This is a genomic window from Billgrantia lactosivorans, assembly GCF_003254665.1.
GTDB lineage: Bacteria > Pseudomonadota > Gammaproteobacteria > Pseudomonadales > Halomonadaceae > Halomonas > Halomonas lactosivorans.
This window is the reverse complement of the sequence record NZ_QHGY01000011.1, coordinates 1-17,864: the sequence shown is the minus strand read 5'-3', so window position 1 is coordinate 17,864 and position 17,864 is coordinate 1. Positions and strand designations below refer to the sequence as shown.

The 17,864-nt window shown below is 68.3% G+C and carries 19 protein-coding genes and 2 pseudogenes; 11 read left to right on the top strand and 10 right to left on the bottom strand.

All coding sequences use genetic code 11. The annotated features are described in order from the left end of the window. The first annotated feature begins 216 nt into the window (after positions 1-216). The 3 genes from DIS04_RS16890 to DIS04_RS16880 all read left to right on the top strand — a co-directional run bounded on the left by DIS04_RS16890 (position 217) and on the right by DIS04_RS16880 (position 2,988). The gene (locus DIS04_RS16890) at positions 217-2,094 is read left to right on the top strand and encodes a beta-ketoacyl synthase (protein WP_111415042.1); all 1,878 of its coding nucleotides are present in this window, start codon (positions 217-219) and stop codon (positions 2,092-2,094) included. An 87-nt stretch (positions 2,095-2,181) separates the two neighbouring features. After that, entirely contained in the window at positions 2,182-2,661 is a 480-nt protein-coding gene (gene coaD, locus DIS04_RS16885; RefSeq protein WP_111414959.1) for a pantetheine-phosphate adenylyltransferase, read from the top strand. Between the two features lie 78 nt (positions 2,662-2,739). Beyond that, positions 2,740-2,988, top strand: coding sequence for a YfhL family 4Fe-4S dicluster ferredoxin (locus tag DIS04_RS16880; protein ID WP_111414958.1), 249 nt, complete (start codon positions 2,740-2,742; stop codon positions 2,986-2,988). An 81-nt stretch (positions 2,989-3,069) separates the two neighbouring features. On the opposite strand, the gene DIS04_RS16875 is transcribed toward DIS04_RS16880, so the two are convergent. Next, on the bottom strand, positions 3,070-3,387 hold the full coding sequence (locus DIS04_RS16875) for a hypothetical protein (RefSeq protein WP_111414957.1): 318 nt from the start codon (positions 3,385-3,387) through the stop codon (positions 3,070-3,072). A gap of 160 nt (positions 3,388-3,547) precedes the next feature. On the opposite strand from DIS04_RS16875, the gene DIS04_RS16870 reads away from it, so the two are divergent. From DIS04_RS16870 to DIS04_RS16855, 4 genes are all read left to right on the top strand, one after another. Further along, complete coding sequence (locus DIS04_RS16870; protein WP_162623104.1) at positions 3,548-4,159, top strand: outer membrane beta-barrel protein; 612 nt, start codon at positions 3,548-3,550, stop codon at positions 4,157-4,159. A 100-nt stretch (positions 4,160-4,259) separates the two neighbouring features. Next, complete coding sequence (locus DIS04_RS16865; protein WP_111414955.1) at positions 4,260-5,675, top strand: MATE family efflux transporter; 1,416 nt, start codon at positions 4,260-4,262, stop codon at positions 5,673-5,675. Positions 5,676-5,743: 68 nt separating this feature from the next. Next, entirely contained in the window at positions 5,744-7,054 is a 1,311-nt protein-coding gene (locus DIS04_RS16860; RefSeq protein ID WP_111414954.1) for a short-chain fatty acid transporter, read from the top strand. 76 nt (positions 7,055-7,130) lie between these two features. Next, positions 7,131-7,649 carry an acyl-CoA thioesterase gene (locus DIS04_RS16855; protein ID WP_111414953.1) on the top strand — a complete coding sequence of 173 codons (519 nt, stop codon included), beginning with the start codon at positions 7,131-7,133 and terminating at the stop codon, positions 7,647-7,649. Between the two features lie 40 nt (positions 7,650-7,689). Here DIS04_RS16855 and DIS04_RS16850 read toward each other — a convergent pair whose 3' ends face one another. The 3 genes from DIS04_RS16850 to DIS04_RS16840 all read right to left on the bottom strand — a co-directional run bounded on the left by DIS04_RS16850 (position 7,690) and on the right by DIS04_RS16840 (position 8,497). Continuing rightward, complete coding sequence (locus tag DIS04_RS16850; RefSeq protein ID WP_111414952.1) at positions 7,690-7,959, bottom strand: I78 family peptidase inhibitor; 270 nt, start codon at positions 7,957-7,959, stop codon at positions 7,690-7,692. A gap of 171 nt (positions 7,960-8,130) precedes the next feature. Beyond that, positions 8,131-8,262: an entericidin A/B family lipoprotein gene (locus DIS04_RS16845; protein ID WP_111414951.1), complete on the bottom strand. Its 132-nt coding sequence runs from the start codon at positions 8,260-8,262 to the stop codon at positions 8,131-8,133. Between the two features lie 97 nt (positions 8,263-8,359). Next, complete coding sequence (locus DIS04_RS16840) at positions 8,360-8,497, bottom strand: entericidin A/B family lipoprotein (protein WP_111414950.1); 138 nt, start codon at positions 8,495-8,497, stop codon at positions 8,360-8,362. Positions 8,498-8,634: 137 nt separating this feature from the next. On the opposite strand from DIS04_RS16840, the gene DIS04_RS16835 reads away from it, so the two are divergent. Continuing rightward, positions 8,635-9,060 (top strand): HIT domain-containing protein, encoded by a 426-nt coding sequence (locus DIS04_RS16835; protein WP_111414949.1) that lies wholly within the window; start codon positions 8,635-8,637, stop codon positions 9,058-9,060. Between the two features lie 6 nt (positions 9,061-9,066). Here the strand turns inward: DIS04_RS16835 and DIS04_RS16830 are convergent, their stop codons facing one another. The 4 genes from DIS04_RS16830 to DIS04_RS16815 are packed head-to-tail and all read right to left on the bottom strand — an operon-like array spanning position 9,067 to position 11,737. Next, complete coding sequence (locus tag DIS04_RS16830; RefSeq protein ID WP_245904588.1) at positions 9,067-10,125, bottom strand: nickel/cobalt transporter; 1,059 nt, start codon at positions 10,123-10,125, stop codon at positions 9,067-9,069. Beyond that, positions 10,116-10,790 carry a DUF1007 family protein gene (locus DIS04_RS16825; RefSeq protein WP_111414947.1) on the bottom strand — a complete coding sequence of 225 codons (675 nt, stop codon included), beginning with the start codon at positions 10,788-10,790 and terminating at the stop codon, positions 10,116-10,118. The genes DIS04_RS16830 and DIS04_RS16825 overlap by 10 nt, the downstream gene beginning before the upstream one ends. 33 nt (positions 10,791-10,823) lie before the next feature. Next, the gene (locus DIS04_RS16820; RefSeq protein WP_179951293.1) at positions 10,824-11,183 is read right to left on the bottom strand and encodes a hypothetical protein; all 360 of its coding nucleotides are present in this window, start codon (positions 11,181-11,183) and stop codon (positions 10,824-10,826) included. Then, a complete protein-coding gene (locus DIS04_RS16815; protein ID WP_111414945.1) occupies positions 11,183-11,737 on the bottom strand; it encodes a hypothetical protein in 555 nt (184 codons plus the stop codon). Before DIS04_RS16815 ends, DIS04_RS16820 begins: the two co-directional genes overlap by 1 nt. Positions 11,738-12,012: 275 nt before the next feature. Here DIS04_RS16815 and DIS04_RS16810 point away from each other — a divergent pair, with 275 nt between their 5' ends. Both DIS04_RS16810 and DIS04_RS16805 read left to right on the top strand, forming a co-directional pair. After that, a complete protein-coding gene (locus DIS04_RS16810; protein WP_111414944.1) occupies positions 12,013-12,486 on the top strand; it encodes a Dps family protein in 474 nt (157 codons plus the stop codon). 193 nt (positions 12,487-12,679) lie between these two features. Continuing rightward, positions 12,680-13,243, top strand: a complete 564-nt coding sequence (locus DIS04_RS16805; RefSeq protein ID WP_111414943.1) for a type 1 glutamine amidotransferase domain-containing protein — start codon at positions 12,680-12,682, stop codon at positions 13,241-13,243. Positions 13,244-13,284: 41 nt separating this feature from the next. On the opposite strand, the gene DIS04_RS16800 is transcribed toward DIS04_RS16805, so the two are convergent. Both DIS04_RS16800 and DIS04_RS16795 read right to left on the bottom strand, forming a co-directional pair. Further along, positions 13,285-14,763: an aminoacyl-histidine dipeptidase gene (locus DIS04_RS16800; protein WP_111415041.1), complete on the bottom strand. Its 1,479-nt coding sequence runs from the start codon at positions 14,761-14,763 to the stop codon at positions 13,285-13,287. A gap of 486 nt (positions 14,764-15,249) precedes the next feature. Then, a pseudogene (locus DIS04_RS16795) lies at positions 15,250-16,989 on the bottom strand (GNAT family N-acetyltransferase); the annotation flags it as partial. Positions 16,990-17,329: 340 nt separating this feature from the next. Between DIS04_RS16795 and DIS04_RS16790 the strand changes: the two are divergent. Further along, positions 17,330-17,864 (top strand): annotated as a pseudogene (locus tag DIS04_RS16790) (type 2 periplasmic-binding domain-containing protein); the annotation flags it as partial.

The following is a 17,864-nucleotide window of genomic DNA, read 5'->3' as shown; positions in this document are numbered from 1 at the left end:
CCACTCGTATGACTCAAACAGCTCCGCCAGCCTAGCGCATCCGGCATCAGCTTTCAAACGTTTGTTTATCCCCGCGCCGCCGTAACTCGCACGCGACGCCCATGACGGCGTCCCGGGGCGGGTGCTATGATCGCCTCTCTTAATATCTACATTACCGACTCGCACGAACAGCATAACGAGGACAGCGGCTTGTCACACTTACCGGTGATCGTCGGCATGGGCGGCGTCAACGCCGCCGGTCGTACCTCAGGCCATCAAGCATATCGTCGCACCGTGATCGACGCCCTTCCCGAAGCCGAGCAGGAAGCGCTGCTGCTCGGCCTGGCCGCCCTGATGGGCCTGGGCAGCTGCCGGGAAGGCGCCTGGTACGATGCCGCCGGGAACCCCATCGGCGCCAGCCGGCTGGCCGAGAACTGCCGCGCGCAGGTGCTCGACCACACCCTGATCCGGCGCATCGAAGACCCGCGCTTCAATGACGACGGGCTGCCGGCCAATCGCCGTGCCGGCCTGGGCCTGAGTTCGGAGCTGACCTTCAGCATTCGCCGCCGCCAGCTGCCCGAACGGCTGCCGCCGACCTGGCAGGTGCGCGAGCTCGACCGCCACACCCTCGAGGTCACGGTGCCGCCGGGCGAACTCGACGTACTGCTGCCGGAGACCCGGCCGGCCCAGGTGCGGGCCGCCGGCCAGCTGCCCAGCGGCTTCGACCCCAGCCGCTACTACCGCAGCGTGCACCATCCGCGTGGCCTGTCGATGTCGATCTTCGCCGCCAGCGACTGCCTGGCGAGCTGCGGCCTGGAGTGGGAGACCCTGCGCGACCGCCTCGACCCCGACGAGATCGCCGTGTATGCCGGCAACTCCATCGGCCAGCTCGACGACGAAGGCTGGGGCGGGCTGCTCAAGAGCTTCGTCTCGGGCAATCGCGCCACCTCCAAGCAGATGCCGCTGGGCTACGGGCAGATGCCGGCCGATTTCCTCAACGCCTATGTGCTGGGCAGCGTCGGCGGGACCGGTGCCGTGCTCGGCGCCTGCGCCAGCTTTCTCTACAATCTGCGCCTGGGGCTCGAGGACATCCGCAGCGGCCAGCGCCGTGCGGTGATGGTAGGCACCTCCGACGCCCCGGTGACCCCCGAGATCATCGAGGGCTTCCGCGCCATGGGCGCGCTGGCCGACGACGAGAGCCTCAAGGCCCTGGACGCCCTGGAGCTGCTCACCGACGCCGACTACCAGCGCGCCTGCCGTCCCTTCGCGCGCAACTGCGGCTTCACCATCGCCGAGGCCAGCCAGTTCGTGCTGCTCCTCGACGACAGCCTGGCGCTGGAGCTCGGCGCCGAGATCCTTGGCAGCGTGCCGGGGGTATTCGTCAACGCCGACGGCTGGAAGCGCTCCATCTCCGCGCCCGGCATCGGCAACTACATCACGCTGGGCAAGGCGGCCTCCCTGGTGCGCGACCTGCTGGGCGAGGAGGCGCTGCGCGAGCGTACCTTCCTCCATGCCCATGGCACCAGCACGCCCAAGAACCGCGTCACGGAATCCCATGTCTTCGACCTGGTCGCCCGGGCCAACGGCATCGAGCACTGGCCCGTCGTGGCGGTGAAGGCCTTCGTCGGCCACTCCCAGGGCAGCGCGGCCGGCGATCAGCTGACCAGCGCCCTGGGCAGCTTCGCCCACGGCCTGCTGCCGGGCATTCCCACCCTCGACGCGGTGGCCGACGACGTTCACGCCGAACGGCTGCGCTTCTCGCGCACGCCGGTGCCCTTCGCGGCCGATGCCGCCTTCATCAACGCCAAGGGCTTCGGCGGCAACAACGCCACCGGCGTGGTGCTGTCGCCCGCCGTGACCGAGCGTCTGCTGCTGAAACGCCATGGCGAAGCCGCCGTGGCGGCCTGGCGCGAGCGCCGCGTGGCCACCCGTCAGGCCAGCCAGGCCTACCTGGCCCAGGCCGACGGCGGCCACTACCAGGCGCGCTACCGCTTCGGCGAAGGCGTGCTGGAAGGACCGGAGCTCGAGGTCAGCGCCACCGGCATCACCATTCCCGGCTACTCGCGCCAGGTGTCGCTGGCGGTGGACAACCCCTTCGGTACGCTGGACGATTGATTCGCCGCCCGCCCGGCACGGCATTGTCGCCCCGGCCCGGGGCGGTTACCCTGAGCCATCCCCAGCTGTGCAACTGAGCGGAGCGCCATGAAAATCGCGGTCTACCCCGGCACCTTCGATCCCATCACCCACGGCCATTACGATCTGATCGAGCGGGCCTCGCTGCTGTTCGACAAGGTAGTGGTGGCGATTTCGGCCAGCCCCGGCAAGAACCCCGCGCTGGATCTCGACACCCGCATCGCCCTGGCCCGCGAGGTGTCGGCGCGGCTCGACAACGTCGAGGTGGTCGGCTTCTCCGGCCTGCTCACCGACCTGATGAGCGACCAGGGCGCCCGCATCATCCTGCGCGGGCTGCGCGCGGTATCGGATTTCGAGTACGAACTGCAGCTGGCCAACATGTACCGCGCCCAGGCGCCGGAACTCGAGAGCGTCTTCCTCACCCCGGCGGTGGAGAACTCCTACATTTCCTCGACCATCGTGCGCGAGATCGCCAAGCTCGGCGGTGACATTTCGCGGCTGGTGCATCCGAGGGTCGCCGAAACCCTGCGCAAGCATTACAATACCTGACCGTAATACTCGGCAATTCCCGAGTCGCTTCATCCAGGGCACGGCCGGACGCGGCCTGCCCGTCCGCGAGGTAGACCCATGGCCCTGATGATCACCGACGAGTGCATCAACTGCGACGTCTGCGAGCCCGAATGTCCCAACGACGCCATCTCGGCGGGCGAGGAGATCTACGTCATCGACCCCAACCGCTGCACCGAATGCGTCGGTCACTACGACGAACCGCAGTGCCAGCAGGTGTGCCCGGTCGACTGCATTCCCCTCGACCCCGAACGCCGCGAGACCCAGGACGAGCTGATGGCCAAGTACCGCCTGATCACCGCGGCCTGACCTGCTTCCCCCTTCATCCCATGGCGCCCCGCTTCCTGAGCGTGGCGCCAGTGTTCTATGAAGCCCGGGGCACGAGGCCAGCTACAGCTCATTCGCACGACGGCTGACGGTACAGCCCAGGCAACGTCGGAAGGCCGCCTCAGCCGGTGTCTTGATGAGAGCCTCCGCCGCGGGCCCCACGTTGCCGCCCAGTGCAGTGAACGGCAGCGACGCAAGGAACACCGCCGTTCCCCCGAGGGTTGCCACGGCCAGCAACGGTCGAGCGATCAGCGCATCCGCGACCATGGCACCAGCGCTGGGTTGCGCCTCCAGCCGCTGCTGTGCCTGGGACAGCAGCGGCGTGCTGCCTAGCAGCACCCCCAGCACGAGTGCAGTAGCCACGCTCTTACTTGCCTTCATCCTTCCTCCATGATGCACGTCATACCATGCACGAATTCTACTTAACTTTCAGACGCACCATGGATACAATTTTTCGCATGGAGTTACAAAAAAAGGGTGGACGAAGCTCGCCGCCACCCAGCCCGCGGGTAGTACCCCGCCCATGCCAGAGGAGCGCACGATGAAGCGCCTGCTTGCCACTGCCGCCGTTACCACCTTGTTCGCCAGCCCCGTCTTCGCTCAAAGCCAGGCTTACAATCCTGACATGGGCCCCTACCTTGGAGCCGGGATCGGGCATGCAATGCTGGATAATTCCACAATGGATGATTTGGACGAACTCGGCTTCGATACTGATGACAACGACGTCAGTTTCAAGTTGTTTGCCGGCTATCAGTTCAACCCCTACTTCGCCGTAGAAGCGAGTTACGTGTATTTCGGCGACTATACAGCCAGCGGTAGCAATGGTACCAACAATGCCGACTTGAAGCTGAGCGCGGATGGCTTCACCGCTGCGTTGGTAGGTAAACTTCCGATCCAGAGCGGCTTCAGCCTCTATGGCAAGTTGGGAATGATCGCCTGGGACGCTGATCTAAATCTGAACGCAACGATTCAAGGCCAATCTATTCGCGAGACGGCCAGCGATGATGGCAGTGATCCGTTCTATGGCATCGGCGCGGAGTATGTCGTCAACCAGCTCGTGATGCGCGCCGAACTCGAACGCTACGACATCAGCGAAAGTGGCGAAGACTTCGAGATCGATATGATCTCCGGCAGCCTCGGCTATCGCTTCTGATTGGCTCTCGTCCTTCCCCACAGCCCCGCTTCGGCGGGGCTGTTGCATTGGGCCACCCGGCCCGCCATGCTGCTCGATTCGTCATTCACAGGGACAAGACGTGACGACCGCGCAAGCCGAGACCCCCGCCGCCGCCCGGCGGCGCATCTGGACACTGGCCTGGCCGATCATCCTCTCGAACATCACCGTGCCGCTGCTGGGGCTGGTGGATACCGCCGTGGTCGGCCACCTGCCGGATTCGCGCTACCTGGCCGGGGTGACGCTGGGCGCGACCCTGTTCGGCTTCCTCTACTGGGGCTTCGGCTTCCTGCGCATGGGCACCACCGGGCTGACCTCCCAGGCGGTGGGCCGCGAGAGCGACGAGGAGGTGCGCAACCTGCTGGGCCAGTCGCTGTTGCTGGCCATGGTCATCGGAGCCCTGCTGATCCTGTTCTCGAGCCCGCTGATCACCGTGGGGCTGTGGCTGCTCGACGGCAGCGCGGTCGCCACCGGGCTTGCCGAGGAATATGCGCGGATCCGCATTCTCTCGGCGCCGGCGGTACTGGCCAACTACGCCATCCTCGGCTGGTTCCTGGGCCAGCAGAACTCACGGGTGACGCTGGTCATCCTGGTGCTGACCAACAGCGTCAACATCGCGCTGGACCTGCTGTTCGTGGTCGGCTTCGGCATGACCAGCGACGGCGTGGCCTGGGCCACGGTGATCGCCGATTATACCGCGCTGGCCTTCGGCGTCTGGCTGGTCGCACGCCAGTTGAAGCTGTTGCAGGGCCGCTTCCTGCGCGCGCGTCTGTTCCGCCTCGCCGCCTACGCCGAGCTGTTCCAGGTCAACGCCAATCTCTTCCTGCGCACCCTGGGGCTGCTGTTCGCCATGGCCTTCTTCACCTCTCGCGGGGCGGTACAGGGCGACACCATCCTGGCCGCCAACGCCGTGCTGATGCAGTTCATCATGCTCACCAGCTATGCCCTGGACGGCTTCGCCCATGCCGCCGAGGCCACCACCGGACGCGCCGTGGGCAGGCAGCGGTGGGACGAGTTCGGCCTGGCCGTACACGCCGCCGCGCGCTTCTCGCTGATCACGGCCACCGGCGCGGCGCTCGCCTTCGCCCTGGGCGGCCATCACCTCATTGCCCTGCTGACCGGCCTGCCGGAGGTGCGCGAAACGGCCGGCGTCTACCTGCCCTGGATGGTGGCGATGCCGCTGATCGCGGTATGGAGCTACCTGCTCGACGGGGTCTTCATCGGCGCTACGGCGATCCGCGAGATGCGCAACAGCATCTTCATCGCCCTGGCGGCCTACCTGCCCGTCTGGTGGCTGGCCCGGGCAATCGCCGCGCCGGAGGCCGAGAATCATGCCCTGTGGCTGGCGTTTCTCTCCTTCGCCGTGGTGCGTTCGCTGGTACTGGCCGGCTACTATTGGCATCATCGGCGCACCCGCTGGTGCCACCGGGCGGGAGACGACACGATACGCAGGATACCCGATCGTTCCCGTGGCGCCCGGAATGATCCCTTTGATTAGGGCAAGCTGCTGCCTTTGCGCTATTTTGCTCAGACGCACTCCAGACTATCAGAAGAAGCGACGCCGCCATGCTAAGAATGCTGTCCAGACCCGCCGTCAAGCTGGTCGAACGCTATCTGCCTGACCCCTTCATCTTCGTGCTGTTGCTGACCATCATCGCCGCGGCCGCCGCCATCGGCGTGGAACGCCAGACGCCGCTGGCCGTGATGCGCTACTGGGGGGATGGCTTCTGGAACCTGCTGACCTTCTCGATGCAGATGCTGCTGGTTCTGGTCACCGGCTTCATGCTGGCCAGCTCACCACCGGTCAAGCGCCTGCTGCAGAAGATCGCCAGCCTGGCCAGCAACGCCGGCCATGCGATCCTGCTGGTGACGCTGGTCTCGCTGCTGGCCAGTTGGATCAACTGGGGTTTCGGCCTGGTGGTGGGCGCACTGTTCGCCAAGGAGCTGGCGCGCCTGGTACGGGTCGACTATCGCCTGCTGGTCGCCAGCGCCTACTCCGGCTTCGTGGTCTGGCATGGAGGGCTGGCCGGCTCCATCCCGCTGACCATCGCTACCGAGGGGCACTTCACCGCCGATCAGATCGGCGTCATCGGTACCGGCTCGACCATCTTCGCCTTCTTCAACCTGGCGCTGGTGGTCTGCCTGTTCATCGCCATACCGCTGGTCAACCGTGCCATGCTCCCCAACGACAGCGAGAGCGTCTACGTCGATCCCAAGCTGCTCGACGACGCCCCCGCCACACGGGTGCGCGTCACGCGTCCCGCCGAGCGGCTGGAGAACAGCGTCACCCTCGCCTGGCTGGTCGGCATTCCCGGGGTGATCTTCCTGCTCGACCACTTCATGCTGCGTGACGGTGGCCTGAACCTCAACATCGTCAACTTCATGTTCCTGTTCCTGGCCATCGTGCTGCATCGCACCCCGCGCAGCCTGCTGGAGAGCCTCAACGAGGCGATCAAGGGCGGCGCCGGCATCGTCATCCAGTTCCCCTTCTATGCCGGGATCATGGCCATCATGGTCGAATCGGGGCTGGCCGAGTCCATGTCCGAAGGGCTGATTGGCTTCGCCACCGAGACCTCGCTACCGTTCTGGTCCTTCATCAGCGCCGGTATCGTCAACCTGTTCGTCCCTTCCGGCGGCGGGCAGTGGGCGGTACAGGCCCCGGTCATGCTGCCGGCGGCAGAAGCGCTCGGCGCGGATGTCTCGCGCGTGGCCATGGCCGTGGCCTGGGGCGACGCCTGGACCAACCTGCTGCAGCCGTTCTGGGCCCTGCCGGTGCTCGCCATCGCCGGCCTGAAAGCCAAGGACATCATGGGCTACTGCCTGATCCAGCTGGTCATCACCGGGGTGATCATCTCGGTCGGCCTGACCTGGTTCTGAGCCAGCCCCTCGCTCGCTGAACGGCCCCCGGCTCTGCCGGGGGCCGACGCGGGAAGCCAACCAAGGGAACGCCCCGATGGACGAACCAGCCCTGCCCGGCCAGCACGAACTGACCATGACCGTGCTGATGACCCCCGACATGGCCAACTTCAGCGGCAAGGTGCACGGCGGCGCCATCCTCAAGAAGCTCGACGAGGTGGCCTACGCCTGCGCCAGCCGTTACGCCGGCCATTACGTGGTGACGCTGTCGGTCGACCAGGTGCTGTTCAAGCAGCCGATCCACGTCGGCGAGCTGGTCACCTTCCTGGCCTGCGTCAATCACGTCGGCCGCTCCTCGATGGAAATCGGCATCAAGGTGGTAGCCGAGGACATCCGGCGCAAGCTGATCCGCCACACCAACAGCTGCTACCTGACCATGGTGGCGGTGGACGCCGACGGCAAGCCAGCACGGGTGCCGCCGCTGACGCTGGCGACGCCGCTGCAACGGCTGAGGTTCGAGAAGGCCGCGCTGCGCAAGAAGCTGCGCAAGCAGGCCGAGGAGGCCGAGCGCCAGACCCAGGCGGCGCATGGGCAGAGCGGGCAGGAAGCGAAGTAGGCGCGGCGGGCACGCAGCGTCCGCCAGCGAGAAGCGACGCTCAGCCGCAGCCGATGTCGGTGATGGTGTCGTTGTCGTCGATATGGACGTTGATCCGGTCGCCCTGGTACTCCATGGTATAGGCATGCCCAGGACGGATGATCCGCAGGCTGGCGGCACCGCTCTCCCGGCGTATCGATTCGCCCAGCGCCTCGTCGAAGCGTCGGCCGATCCGATCCTGTACGCGCTGCGCGCCGCAGGCGTCCTCTTGCTCGCTGACCTGAGGCGGCCTGGGGGCGGGATCGTGAGAGGCGTTGTTGGCATTCGTCATGGACGTACAGGCTGTCAGTAGGGTCAGGCCGACAGGAACCAGGCACAACCGCAGTGGGATCACCATGCGCGGGGTCTCGCTAGAGTGGGGGAAAGGGCGGCAACACCGCCTTCAGGCCGCGCACGGGATCGACCAGGTCACCCCGTGCGCGGCCAGGCCGGACCGAATGCGTTATTCGGCGGCGTCCTGTACCGACTCACCACCGCGCTCGACGTCTTCGCCGGCGCCTTCCATGGTGTTGCACCCCGCCAGGGCTCCGGCGGTCATCAGCAGGGCAAAGCTCAGGGCAATTGCTCTCTTCATGGTCGTATCTCCTTGAAACGATATAGGGGAAATCCATTCCTTTCCGTGAAGCAATGGCCACCTAAGCGTAACAGCCATCCGCCGCTTTGCATAACCACTAATATGAGGACGACTGCCGCTGGATCGCCTCGCCGCCTTCCTCGATATCCTCGCCCATGCCGCGCATGGTATTGCAGCCGCTGAGCAGCGACATCGCCAGGAGTGCTGCCAGCAACACCGCCAACGCCTGCTTCATCTTCCTTCCCTCCTCTCCGCCGGGGCTCGTATCTACACTCTAGTCGCTGTCGACCCGCTGCGCTTGCTTCCCGTGCCGGGCGATTGTCGCTCGCCTGTGTCATGATGTTGGCGATCGTCACCGAGGGGAGGGGAACCATGTCGTCAGTACTGCTGGATGAACGCCTGGTCAGGGACAGCTACCCGGTCACGGAGCTGCCGCTGTGCCAGTTGCGCCTGATGGACGATACCCGCTTCCCGTGGCTGATCCTGATTCCTCGGCGCGCCGATGTCAGCGAGGTGTTCGACCTGGACGCGGCGGATCAGCGCCAGCTGTGGCACGAGGCCAGCGAGGTGGGGCGCATGCTCAAGGCCCTGACCCGGGCCGAGAAGATCAACGTGGCCAACCTGGGTAACGTGGTCGCCCAACTGCACGTCCATGTCGTCGCCCGCCTGCGTGGCGATGACGCCTGGCCGGGGCCGGTATGGGGGAACGGCCAGGCGCAACCCTACGACCTCGATGGCCTGGCCAGCATGCGCGACCACCTGCTGGCGCGGCTGGATGGGCTGAAGCAGCGGCTGTGAGCGCCGTCAGCCGCCGAAGGGATGCCCGCCCGGCGGCGATGCTCGCTCTGCCGGGCTGTCCCGGACGGGCGGCTCCCCCAGCAGCGGCGCCGACGAGGGCTGGGACACGCCGGTGATTGCCAGCGAGATCCCCAGTGTCATGATGGCCAGCCCGCCACCCAGGGCAGCCCAGCTCAGCAGGCGGCCCACCCGCAGCATGCCGCTCTGCCTCGCCAGTTGCCGCTCGGCCCAGCCGCGCGCCAACACGCTGGCCAGCGCCAGGCCGGAGACGGTCAGCGCCGTACCCAGCGCCATCACCATGACCGCCGCCACTCCGACGACGAACTGACCCAGCAGGGTCGCCGCCCCCAGCAGCAGCACGCCGCCGCTGCAGGGGCGAATGCCGATGGCGACCACCGTGGCCAGGGCGGTTCGCCAGTCGGCAGCCTGATGCGGGTCGACGTGGTGCTGACCGCCGCAGCAGGCGTGGTCGTGCGCATGGTCGTGGTCGTGGTCGTGGTCGTGATGCGCAGCATGATGCTCATGGCTCCCGGCCGGGCGGCGCAACTGCCGAACCGCCCTCAGGCACAGCCAGGCGCCCAGCAGCGCCACCATCAGGAAGCTGGCCTGCTCGACCCACGCGACGCTTCCCATTGCCTGGCGGGTTACCCAGCCCAGGCCGTGCACCAGCACCACGACCAGGCCGATGGCCACCAGCCCCTGCAGCAGCGAGGCGGCGAAGGAGAGCCCCAGCGCGCGGCGCACCGCACCGCCCTGCGAGAGCAGGTAGGTCGTCAGCACCGCCTTGCCATGCCCGGGGCCGGCGGCATGGAAGACGCCGTAGCCGAAGCTGATGCCCAGCAGCCCCGCCCAGGCCCCCGGCGAGGGCGTGCCGGAGAACTCGGTGATGGCAAGGGTCAGGGCGCGGTGGAAGTCCCGCTGCCAGGCCAGCAGCTGCAGGCTCAGGCCTTGGAGCCCGCCCCGGCCGAGGAAGAGCAGTGTCAGCGCGACGAGCGCCAGCAGTCCCAGCCCGAGCAGCCAGGTTCGGCCCGGGACCTTGGCGATACCCCTGGCCATCACTCGCATGTCACCACCCCGGTCTCGGCGAAATGCCGCCCCAGGCCGGGCTCGGCCTCGTCGTCCACGTCGAGCATGGCGGCTTCCGCCACCTGCTCGGGGTCGGGGTCGGCGGGCAGGATGCGGGTGGTGCAGCTCAGCTCGCCGCCGACCGTCAGCGCCTCTTCCCGCGGCGTGTCGTCCTCCGCCTCGTGGACGACTTCCAGATAGTAGGTGGGATCGAAGACTTGGTATTCCAGCGTCCGCTCGCCCAGCGCCTGCGGCTCCGCCAGAGGCAGCAGGAAGACGAACTCCACCCGGCCGTCGCGCTCCATCACGGTGTATTCGGTCACGTCACCGAGGCTCAACTGGTCGTCGCCCAAGCGCATCTCGGTGAAGAAGTCGAACGGCGCCAGGTTGCCGCGAATCTCGCCGCCCAGCCGGTCGAGGCCCGCTTCCAGCCCGCCTTCGGTCTGGCTCAGTTCCTCGATGAGCACCAGGCTGTAGAAGGGGTCCATGCGCCATGCCTGGTGCAGCGCTTCGAGCCGCCCCTCCTCATCGACCACCAGGCGTACGCGGATGTCGATCCAGCCGTGGGGGTGGGCCAGGGCGAGGCTTGGCAGCAGCAGGGCAAAGAGGCCCAGCAGCCGGGCTCGGCTCGCGGCAGCGCGGCACAGGCAAAGCAAAGATGTCATGGTGTCCAATAGCTCATGCGAACGGGTTGTGAATCATCGTGGGGCCAGCCCCAGGCGGCGCTGCAGCTCGGCGAGCAGCGGATCGAGCAGGTGCGGCGGCAGCGGCCTGCCGCCTCGGGTGGCCGTCAGCGAGGCGCGCACGACCTGGCTTTCGGCAGTCACCTCGGCCCGCACCCGATAGCCTGGCCAGCGCGCGAGCACCGCCTCGACGCGGCCCAGTTCGGCATCGGCATGGCGGATCACGTAGCCCTCCTCCATCAGCAGGCCGACGATCTCCTGCAGCACCGCCTCGGGCGCCGCCGCGAGAGTCAGCTCACGCGGCTCCGGTGCCGGCGTGGGGGTGGCACAGCCCGACAGCACGCCGAGCAGCAGCGCCATGACAAGCACGCGCATCAGGGACCCTCCTCTACGCTGGCGGCCTGCATGGCCTGGCGCAGCGGTCCGCAGAAGGCGGAATCGCTGCCGCTTCGCGTCTCGCGCAGCTCGCCCCGCCAGTCGATCACCTGGAGGTCGCGACTGACCCGCACCCAGCCGTCATCGGCGACGACCGAGACGCGCTCGAGCTGCGTGGCATCCTGGGTGATGCTGCCACCGGCGCCGCCGAAGCCGATCATCACCCCGGTGGAGACACCGCGGCCGCCACCCAGGCCGAAGCCGCCGAAGAAACCGGTCCGTTCCCAGCTGTCATAGCGGTCGCCGTAGCCCGGAATGGTCCGGGTGCGCTCGGCGCTGACCACTCCCAGCGCCAGCTCGGTGTCGCGCACCACGAAATCGTCCGCCTCCAGCGCATCGAGGGCACGACGTACCCACTCGCGGGAGCCGATGCCGCCGCTCTCCCAGCGGCACTCGGCGGCGGGCCGCGGGTCGGCGGAGGGCAGTTCCGACGGCATCGTCTGGCAGCCGGCCAGCAAGGCCAGGCCAGGCATCATCCACCACCACACACGCATGGAGGTTCTCCTGTTGGTGATCGGCCGCACTCTACGCCGCCCGGCCCACCTTGCAAGGGCCGCTCTGAGGCCTTGAGAGTCCAGGAAGGCCCAGGGGTTCCCGAGTGCCCGGCCGCGGCGGGCACGACTCGCGCGCGCAGCGCCTTGACAGCGCCCCCGGTCGGGGCATCATGCACCCAGTCTATCGCAACCATGGGCAGATATTGCTTATGTCTCGTCCCTCTGCGCCCTAGACAGGGTCATCACTTCCATCGTATGCGAAAAGGGGTACCCGCATGAGCGATACCAACGCCATCGGCCTGCATCGGGACAGCGCCAATCAGCTCGCCGAGAAGCTCAATGTCCTGCTGGCGAACTACCAGGTCTTCTACATGAATGTCCGCGGCTATCACTGGAACGTGAAGGGCCCGCAGTTCTTCGAGCTGCATGCCAAGTTCGAGGAGTTCTATACCGATCTGCTGACCAAGGTCGACGAGGTGGCCGAGCGCATCCTGACCCTGGGGCACAAGCCGGTCCACGCCTACAGCGACTACGTCTCGATGGCGCAGATCCGCGAAGACAAGAACGTGCACGATGGCGAGGCTTGCGTGCGCGGCGTGCTCGCGGGCTACCAGACCCTGATCGAGCTGCAGCGCGACCTGCTGGCAACGGCCTCGGATGCCGACGACGAGGGCACCGCGGCGCAGGCCAGCGATTACATCCGCGAGCAGGAGAAGACCGTGTGGATGCTCAACGCCTACCTGGGCTGAGCGGCATCCCGCCGGAGCCGGGCAGCGCTCGGCTCCTGTCTCCCCGGCCACAGGCCGACATCCAGCTTGACGTTTCGCAACATTCCCGCCCTTGTCGTCGGCGCCATCTGCCACAACCCTGTTAAGGGCATGCAATGCGACTCGCCACTCATGCCGGCGGAGCCGGCGTTCCACGATTGCAAGGAGATAGCTCATGAGCGAGAAGCTGAAAGGCAAGACCGTCGCCATCCTGGCCACCGATGGCTTCGAGGAGTCGGAACTCAGCGAACCCAAGGCGGCACTCGAGCGCGCAGGCGCCACGGTCCACGTGATCGCCCCGGAAAAGGACAGCATTCGCGCCTGGGCGAAGACCGACTGGGGCCCCTCCTACGACGTCGACCGTCGCCTCGAGCAGGCCGACGCCGACGACTACGACGCGCTGGAACTGCCCGGGGGCCTGTTCAACCCCGACGCCCTGCGCCAGAACGCGCAGGCGCTGGCCTTCACCCGGCGCTTCTTCGAGAGCCACAAGCCGGTCGGCGCGATCTGCCACGGCCCCTGGGTACTGATCGACGCCGGTGTCGCCAGGGGCCGCCGCATGACCTCCTACCCCTCGGTGCAGCAGGACCTGCGCAACGCCGGGGCCGAGTGGGTCGATCAGGAGGTCGTGGTCGACAGCGGCCTGGTCACCAGCCGCAAGCCCGACGACCTCGAGGCGTTCTGCAGCAAGCTGGTCGAGGAGATCGCCGAAGGCAAGCACAGCCGCCAGCACGCCTGAAGCGCCCCCCGCCGCTCGCCACCGCGAGCGGCACCCCCCGTTCAGATCTTCCGCACCGCCGCGTCGTCGGCCAGGTCTTCGATCAGCGCCCGCAGCAGCGTCCAGAACTCCTCCACCGAGCTCAGCTCGACCCGTTCGTCGGGTGAGTGGGCGCCGCGGATCGAGGGGCCGAACGAGATCATCTCGAGATGGGGGTACTTGCCGGCGAGAATGCCGCACTCCAGCCCCGCGTGGATCACCTTGACCGCCGGCTCGCTGCCCACCTGCTGCCGATGCAGGCGCCGGAAACGTGCCAGCAGGTCGCTGTCGGGCGCCGGCGTCCAGCCGGGATAGGCATGCTCGACCCGGGTGCGCGCCCCGATGAGGTCGAACAGGCCGCGGAAGCGGTCGGCCATGGCGCTCACCGCGCTGTCACGCAGCGAACGCACCAGGGCGCAGAGGTGGAAGCGGCCCTCGTCGAGGCTCACCACGCCCAGGTTGTTGGAGGTCTCCACCACGCCGGGCACCGTGCTGCTCATGCGCTCGACCCCGTAGGGTGCCGCATTGAGAGCCGCCAGCAGCATGCCGCTGGCGTGAGCGTGCAGCGCCTGGGCGGGGCGAGCCTCGAGCGGCGTCAGGGCCAGCGCCAGCTTCTCGTCGACCCCGGCCAGCTCGCCGCGCAGCTCCTGCTCCAGCGCCGCCACGCGGTTCGTGGCCGCGGCGACCTCGTCGGCAGGGAGCACCAGAGTGGCGAAGGCCTCCCGCGGGAGGGCGTTGCGCAGGGTACCGCCACGATAGCTCACCAGGCGGATGTCGTAGGCTTCCAGTGCCCTGAGGACGCGAACCAGCAGACGGTTGGCGTTGCCCCGGCCGCGATGGATGTCGATGCCCGAGTGGCCGCCCACCAGCCCGGTCAGGGAGAGCCGAACGGCGACCTCGTCGGCCCCCGGCCCGGACATGGGCAATTGGGCCTCCACCACGACGTCGGCACCGCCGGCGCAACCGATGAAGACCTCGCCACGGTCCTCCGAATCGAGGTTGAGCAACACCTTCCCCTCGAGCCAGTTCTCCGCCAGCTGCAAGGCGCCGCCCATGGAGGTCTCCTCCTCGAGGGTGAACAGCGCCTCGAGCGGGCCGTGGACCAGCGTCCCGTCCTCCAGGATCGCCAGCGCCGCCGCCACGCCGAGACCGTTGTCGGCGCCCAGCGTGGTGTGCCTGGCGCGCAGCCAGCCGGCGTCCACGTAGGTCTCGATCGGGTCGCGGGTGAAGTCATGGGGATGGTCGGCGTTGGCTTGGGCCACCATGTCCAGGTGGCCCTGCAGGATGACGCCTGGCGCCGCTTCCCGGCCCGGCGAGGCCGGCTTGCGAATGCGCAGGTTGCCGAAATCATCGCGGTCGTGGGCGAGACCCTGGCGCTCGGCCCAGCGCTCGAGGATGGCCACCAGCCGGGCCTCGTGCCCCGAGGGCCGCGGCGTGTTGCACAGGGTCCGGAAGTGGCGCCACAGCGGCTGCGGCGCGAGTTGCTCGAGATGTTCGTTCATGGTCCGTCTGCTCGGGGATAACCGCGCTACCTTACCGGGCCGCAGGCGCCGGGAAAAGCCCGCCCAGGGCACGCCCGGGTCGGCTTCGTGCAGGCCGGCCACGACGTCGCGCAGCCGCTGCATGACCTGGCGCCGGCCCTTGGCACCGCAGCGGGCCGCCAGCCAGGCCACGTCGCGGCCCTGGAAGGCCCAGGCGGTCAGCCAGGCCAGGTCGGGCTCGCGGCAGCCCGCTACCGCCGCCCGTCGCACCAGCTCCTGCACGGCCGGGCGCGCCAGGGCCGGCTCGCGGTGCCCATGGGCCACGTCGGCGATGTCGCTGCGCTCGGCCGCATCCAGTGCCGGGCGCGGGCCCTCGGCCAGCAGCGCCAGCGCCACCTCGGGGTCGAGTTCGGCCAGCTCGAAGGCCAGCAGGGCGGGCAGCAAGCGCTGGAAGCGCTGCGCCAGGGCGTCGGCAAGTCGCTCCCCTCCGGGGCCGAGCGGGGCGACGACCATCACGGCGTGCTCGCCGGTCGAAGTCTCCCGCGATAGCCCCAGGCGCACCGTGCGAAAGCCCAGTGCCTGCCAGAACGCCAGCAGCCCCGGCTCGGCGCCGAAGCTGGCCCCCAACAGGTCGATGCCGGCCTCGCGGGCGGCGTCACGCTCGTGCTCCAGCAGCCGTCGGCCCAGCCCCTCGCGCCGCCGCCGGGGGTGCACCGCGATGCGCTGCACCCGGCGCAGGCGGGCCATCAGCGCCTCGCGGCAGCCGGCATGGGCGGCCAGCGACTGCGCCAGCAGGTGTCCCGGCAGGCGACGCTCGCCCCGGGCCACCCGCTCGGCCAGCCCGGCCTCGAAGCCGCCCTCGTCGGCACACACCATCACCGCCTGGGTGTGGCCACGATCCGCCAGGGTGGTGACGGCGAGCTGCGGCTCGTCGAGCAGGCGCTGCAGGTCGGCCGGCGTGGTGCGATAGTGCGCCTGCACCAGCAGGCCGAAGGTCTCGCGCAGGGCGGTTTCGTCGGCGGCAAGCGCCGTCCGCTGCCAGCGCACAGGCGTCGGCGAGGCGGCGGCCCGGCCTGGCAGCGGAGGCGGCTCGGCATCGAGCAGCAACAGGTCGCCGACCAGCCGCTCGAGCGGGTCGCCCGCGGCCCAGCGCACCGGCGTGGCGAGGTGGAAATCGCGCCAATCGGGGGCCTGCCGCTCGAGCCGCTCGCGAAAGCGCAGGGCGAATCCGCGCCCGGAGCCCTCGTAGCCATGCACCGTGGTGGCGAAGGCAATGCGCGGAAACGCCGTCAGCCACTCGCCCAGCATGGCGGCAGGGATGGCGGCGGCCTCGTCCACCAGCAGCCAGCTGCCTCGGCCCCCGGCCTCGCCTCGCTCGACCCGCCTGCTCAGCTCGTCGGGCGCGACGAACTCCACGCCTCCGCCGCCTGCATCGGCAAAGCGGTTGCCCACGCGCCGACCCTGCGGGCGCAGTGCCGCCAGGCGCTCGAAGAGGGCCACAACCGCCTCGGGTCGCGGTGCCGTTACCCAGATTTCCTGCTGGCCCGCCTGCATCAGGCGCGCCGCGGCAATGCCGAGCGCCGCACTCTTGCCGCGACCGCGGTCGGCGGTGAGCACCAGCGGGCGACGCCGCCGCAGGCCGACCAGGCGCCTTACCGCCTCGGCCTGATCCGGCGTCAGGCAGTCGCGATCCCCGCTGGCGCCACCCTGGCGGTCCCGGCATGGGGGCAGAGCGGGAAGCTCGGGGTCATCGTCCGCGGGCCAGCGCACCACACCGTCGTCCTGCGCCAGCCGCCGTCGCAGGCGGGCCAGGTAGCGGCTGGGCTCGGCCTCGCCCGTCGGCAGCAGCAGGACCAGCAGGCCACCGGCACGCAGGGTGCCGCTCACGGCACCGAAGGCATCCGCATCGAAGCTCGCCCCTGGCGATGCGGCATCGAAGACGATCAGGTCGTGCTCGCATCCCAGCCGGGTCCTGGCCTTGGCCGGCGGTAGCCATGCCCCGTGCAGAGCCGCCTCGGGCGGCAGCGACGCTACCCAGCAGGGGGCTTGCCAGTCACGCGCCTGCCACAGGGCGATGGCCTGGCCAATGGCCGCTTCCGCGCCGGCATCGAGCCACACCAGGCCGCGCCAGCCGCAGGCTTGCAGGCGTGTGCGCCAGCCGCTGATGCGCTGTGCGGCCGCCGCCTCGGCTCTCTCTCGTGCCGCTGTCTCGATATCCGCCAATGGACCTCCTGACCACTCGGTCATGTCAAGTCGCCGCTGCGGCGCTGATTCGCTTATAACTTTAGTCTACTGCGATATTTCGACCGTAACTTCCCGATCTTCGAGTTCTAACAGAAAACTCGCGAATAAAGGCGCATCGTGCCGTGGATTTTCCATATCTCGCTGTTGCTGATAAAAAAAGCATGCTGGCCGATACCGACGTCTCGCGCCGGTGCCCTATCGATTCCCTCCATGCAGCGTGCTAGCTTGTCGATGTTTGCCGAGCGGCCGTGGCGATCAGCGCGGAGGCCCGGGCGCCTCCCGTGCACGTCGGCATGGCGTTTCCATCGCGGCAATACAACAAGACACATAAAGGGAGCACGACATGAAAAAAATGAAGACGCAGTTTGCCCTCACCGGCCTGGCCGCTGGCATCGCCCTGGCGGCGTTCACTTCCACCGCCCAGGCCCAGGAACAGTGGACCATGACCTCGACCTGGCCCGACAACCTGGACCTGATCGAGATCGANGCGCCGGCGGCACGCTGATGCCCGGCACCGAGGTGTTCGACGCCACCGAGACCGGCAGCATCGAGGCCGCCGGCGACTGGCCCGGCTACTGGGCCGGCCGCTCGCCCGCCTTCTCGCCGCTGGCCACCACCACCAGCCTGTTCAACGGCATCGACTACCTCAACTGGATCAACCAGTGGGGCGGCTGGGACCTCTATCAGGAGGTCTACGGCGAGTTCAACATGGTCTACCTGCCCTACGGTATCACCAACAACGAGTCGGGCTTCATGGGCGGCACGCCAATCGAGAGCCTGGCCGACCTCGACGGCAAGCGCCTGCGCCTCTCCGGGCGTGACCAGGGTCGCGTGCTCGAGGAGCTGGGCGGCTCCCAGGTCACCCTGGCCGGTGGCGA

Bases quoted from the DNA above. Each gene is read 5' to 3' on its own strand.
- DIS04_RS16890 (WP_111415042.1), top strand. From the start codon at position 217: ATGGGCGGCGTCAACGCCGCCGGTCGTACCTCAGGCCATCAAGCATAT.
- coaD (WP_111414959.1), top strand. From the start codon at position 2,182: ATGAAAATCGCGGTCTACCCCGGCACCTTCGATCCCATCACCCACGGC.
- DIS04_RS16880 (WP_111414958.1), top strand. From the start codon at position 2,740: ATGGCCCTGATGATCACCGACGAGTGCATCAACTGCGACGTCTGCGAG.
- DIS04_RS16875 (WP_111414957.1), bottom strand. From the start codon at position 3,387: ATGAAGGCAAGTAAGAGCGTGGCTACTGCACTCGTGCTGGGGGTGCTG.
- DIS04_RS16870 (WP_162623104.1), top strand. From the start codon at position 3,548: ATGAAGCGCCTGCTTGCCACTGCCGCCGTTACCACCTTGTTCGCCAGC.
- DIS04_RS16860 (WP_111414954.1), top strand. From the start codon at position 5,744: ATGCTAAGAATGCTGTCCAGACCCGCCGTCAAGCTGGTCGAACGCTAT.
- DIS04_RS16855 (WP_111414953.1), top strand. From the start codon at position 7,131: ATGGACGAACCAGCCCTGCCCGGCCAGCACGAACTGACCATGACCGTG.
- DIS04_RS16850 (WP_111414952.1), bottom strand. From the start codon at position 7,959: ATGACGAATGCCAACAACGCCTCTCACGATCCCGCCCCCAGGCCGCCT.
- DIS04_RS16845 (WP_111414951.1), bottom strand. From the start codon at position 8,262: ATGAAGAGAGCAATTGCCCTGAGCTTTGCCCTGCTGATGACCGCCGGA.
- DIS04_RS16840 (WP_111414950.1), bottom strand. From the start codon at position 8,497: ATGAAGCAGGCGTTGGCGGTGTTGCTGGCAGCACTCCTGGCGATGTCG.
- DIS04_RS16835 (WP_111414949.1), top strand. From the start codon at position 8,635: ATGTCGTCAGTACTGCTGGATGAACGCCTGGTCAGGGACAGCTACCCG.
- DIS04_RS16830 (WP_245904588.1), bottom strand. From the start codon at position 10,125: ATGCGAGTGATGGCCAGGGGTATCGCCAAGGTCCCGGGCCGAACCTGG.
- DIS04_RS16825 (WP_111414947.1), bottom strand. From the start codon at position 10,790: ATGACATCTTTGCTTTGCCTGTGCCGCGCTGCCGCGAGCCGAGCCCGG.
- DIS04_RS16820 (WP_179951293.1), bottom strand. From the start codon at position 11,183: ATGCGCGTGCTTGTCATGGCGCTGCTGCTCGGCGTGCTGTCGGGCTGT.
- DIS04_RS16815 (WP_111414945.1), bottom strand. From the start codon at position 11,737: ATGCGTGTGTGGTGGTGGATGATGCCTGGCCTGGCCTTGCTGGCCGGC.
- DIS04_RS16810 (WP_111414944.1), top strand. From the start codon at position 12,013: ATGAGCGATACCAACGCCATCGGCCTGCATCGGGACAGCGCCAATCAG.
- DIS04_RS16805 (WP_111414943.1), top strand. From the start codon at position 12,680: ATGAGCGAGAAGCTGAAAGGCAAGACCGTCGCCATCCTGGCCACCGAT.
- DIS04_RS16800 (WP_111415041.1), bottom strand. From the start codon at position 14,763: ATGAACGAACATCTCGAGCAACTCGCGCCGCAGCCGCTGTGGCGCCAC.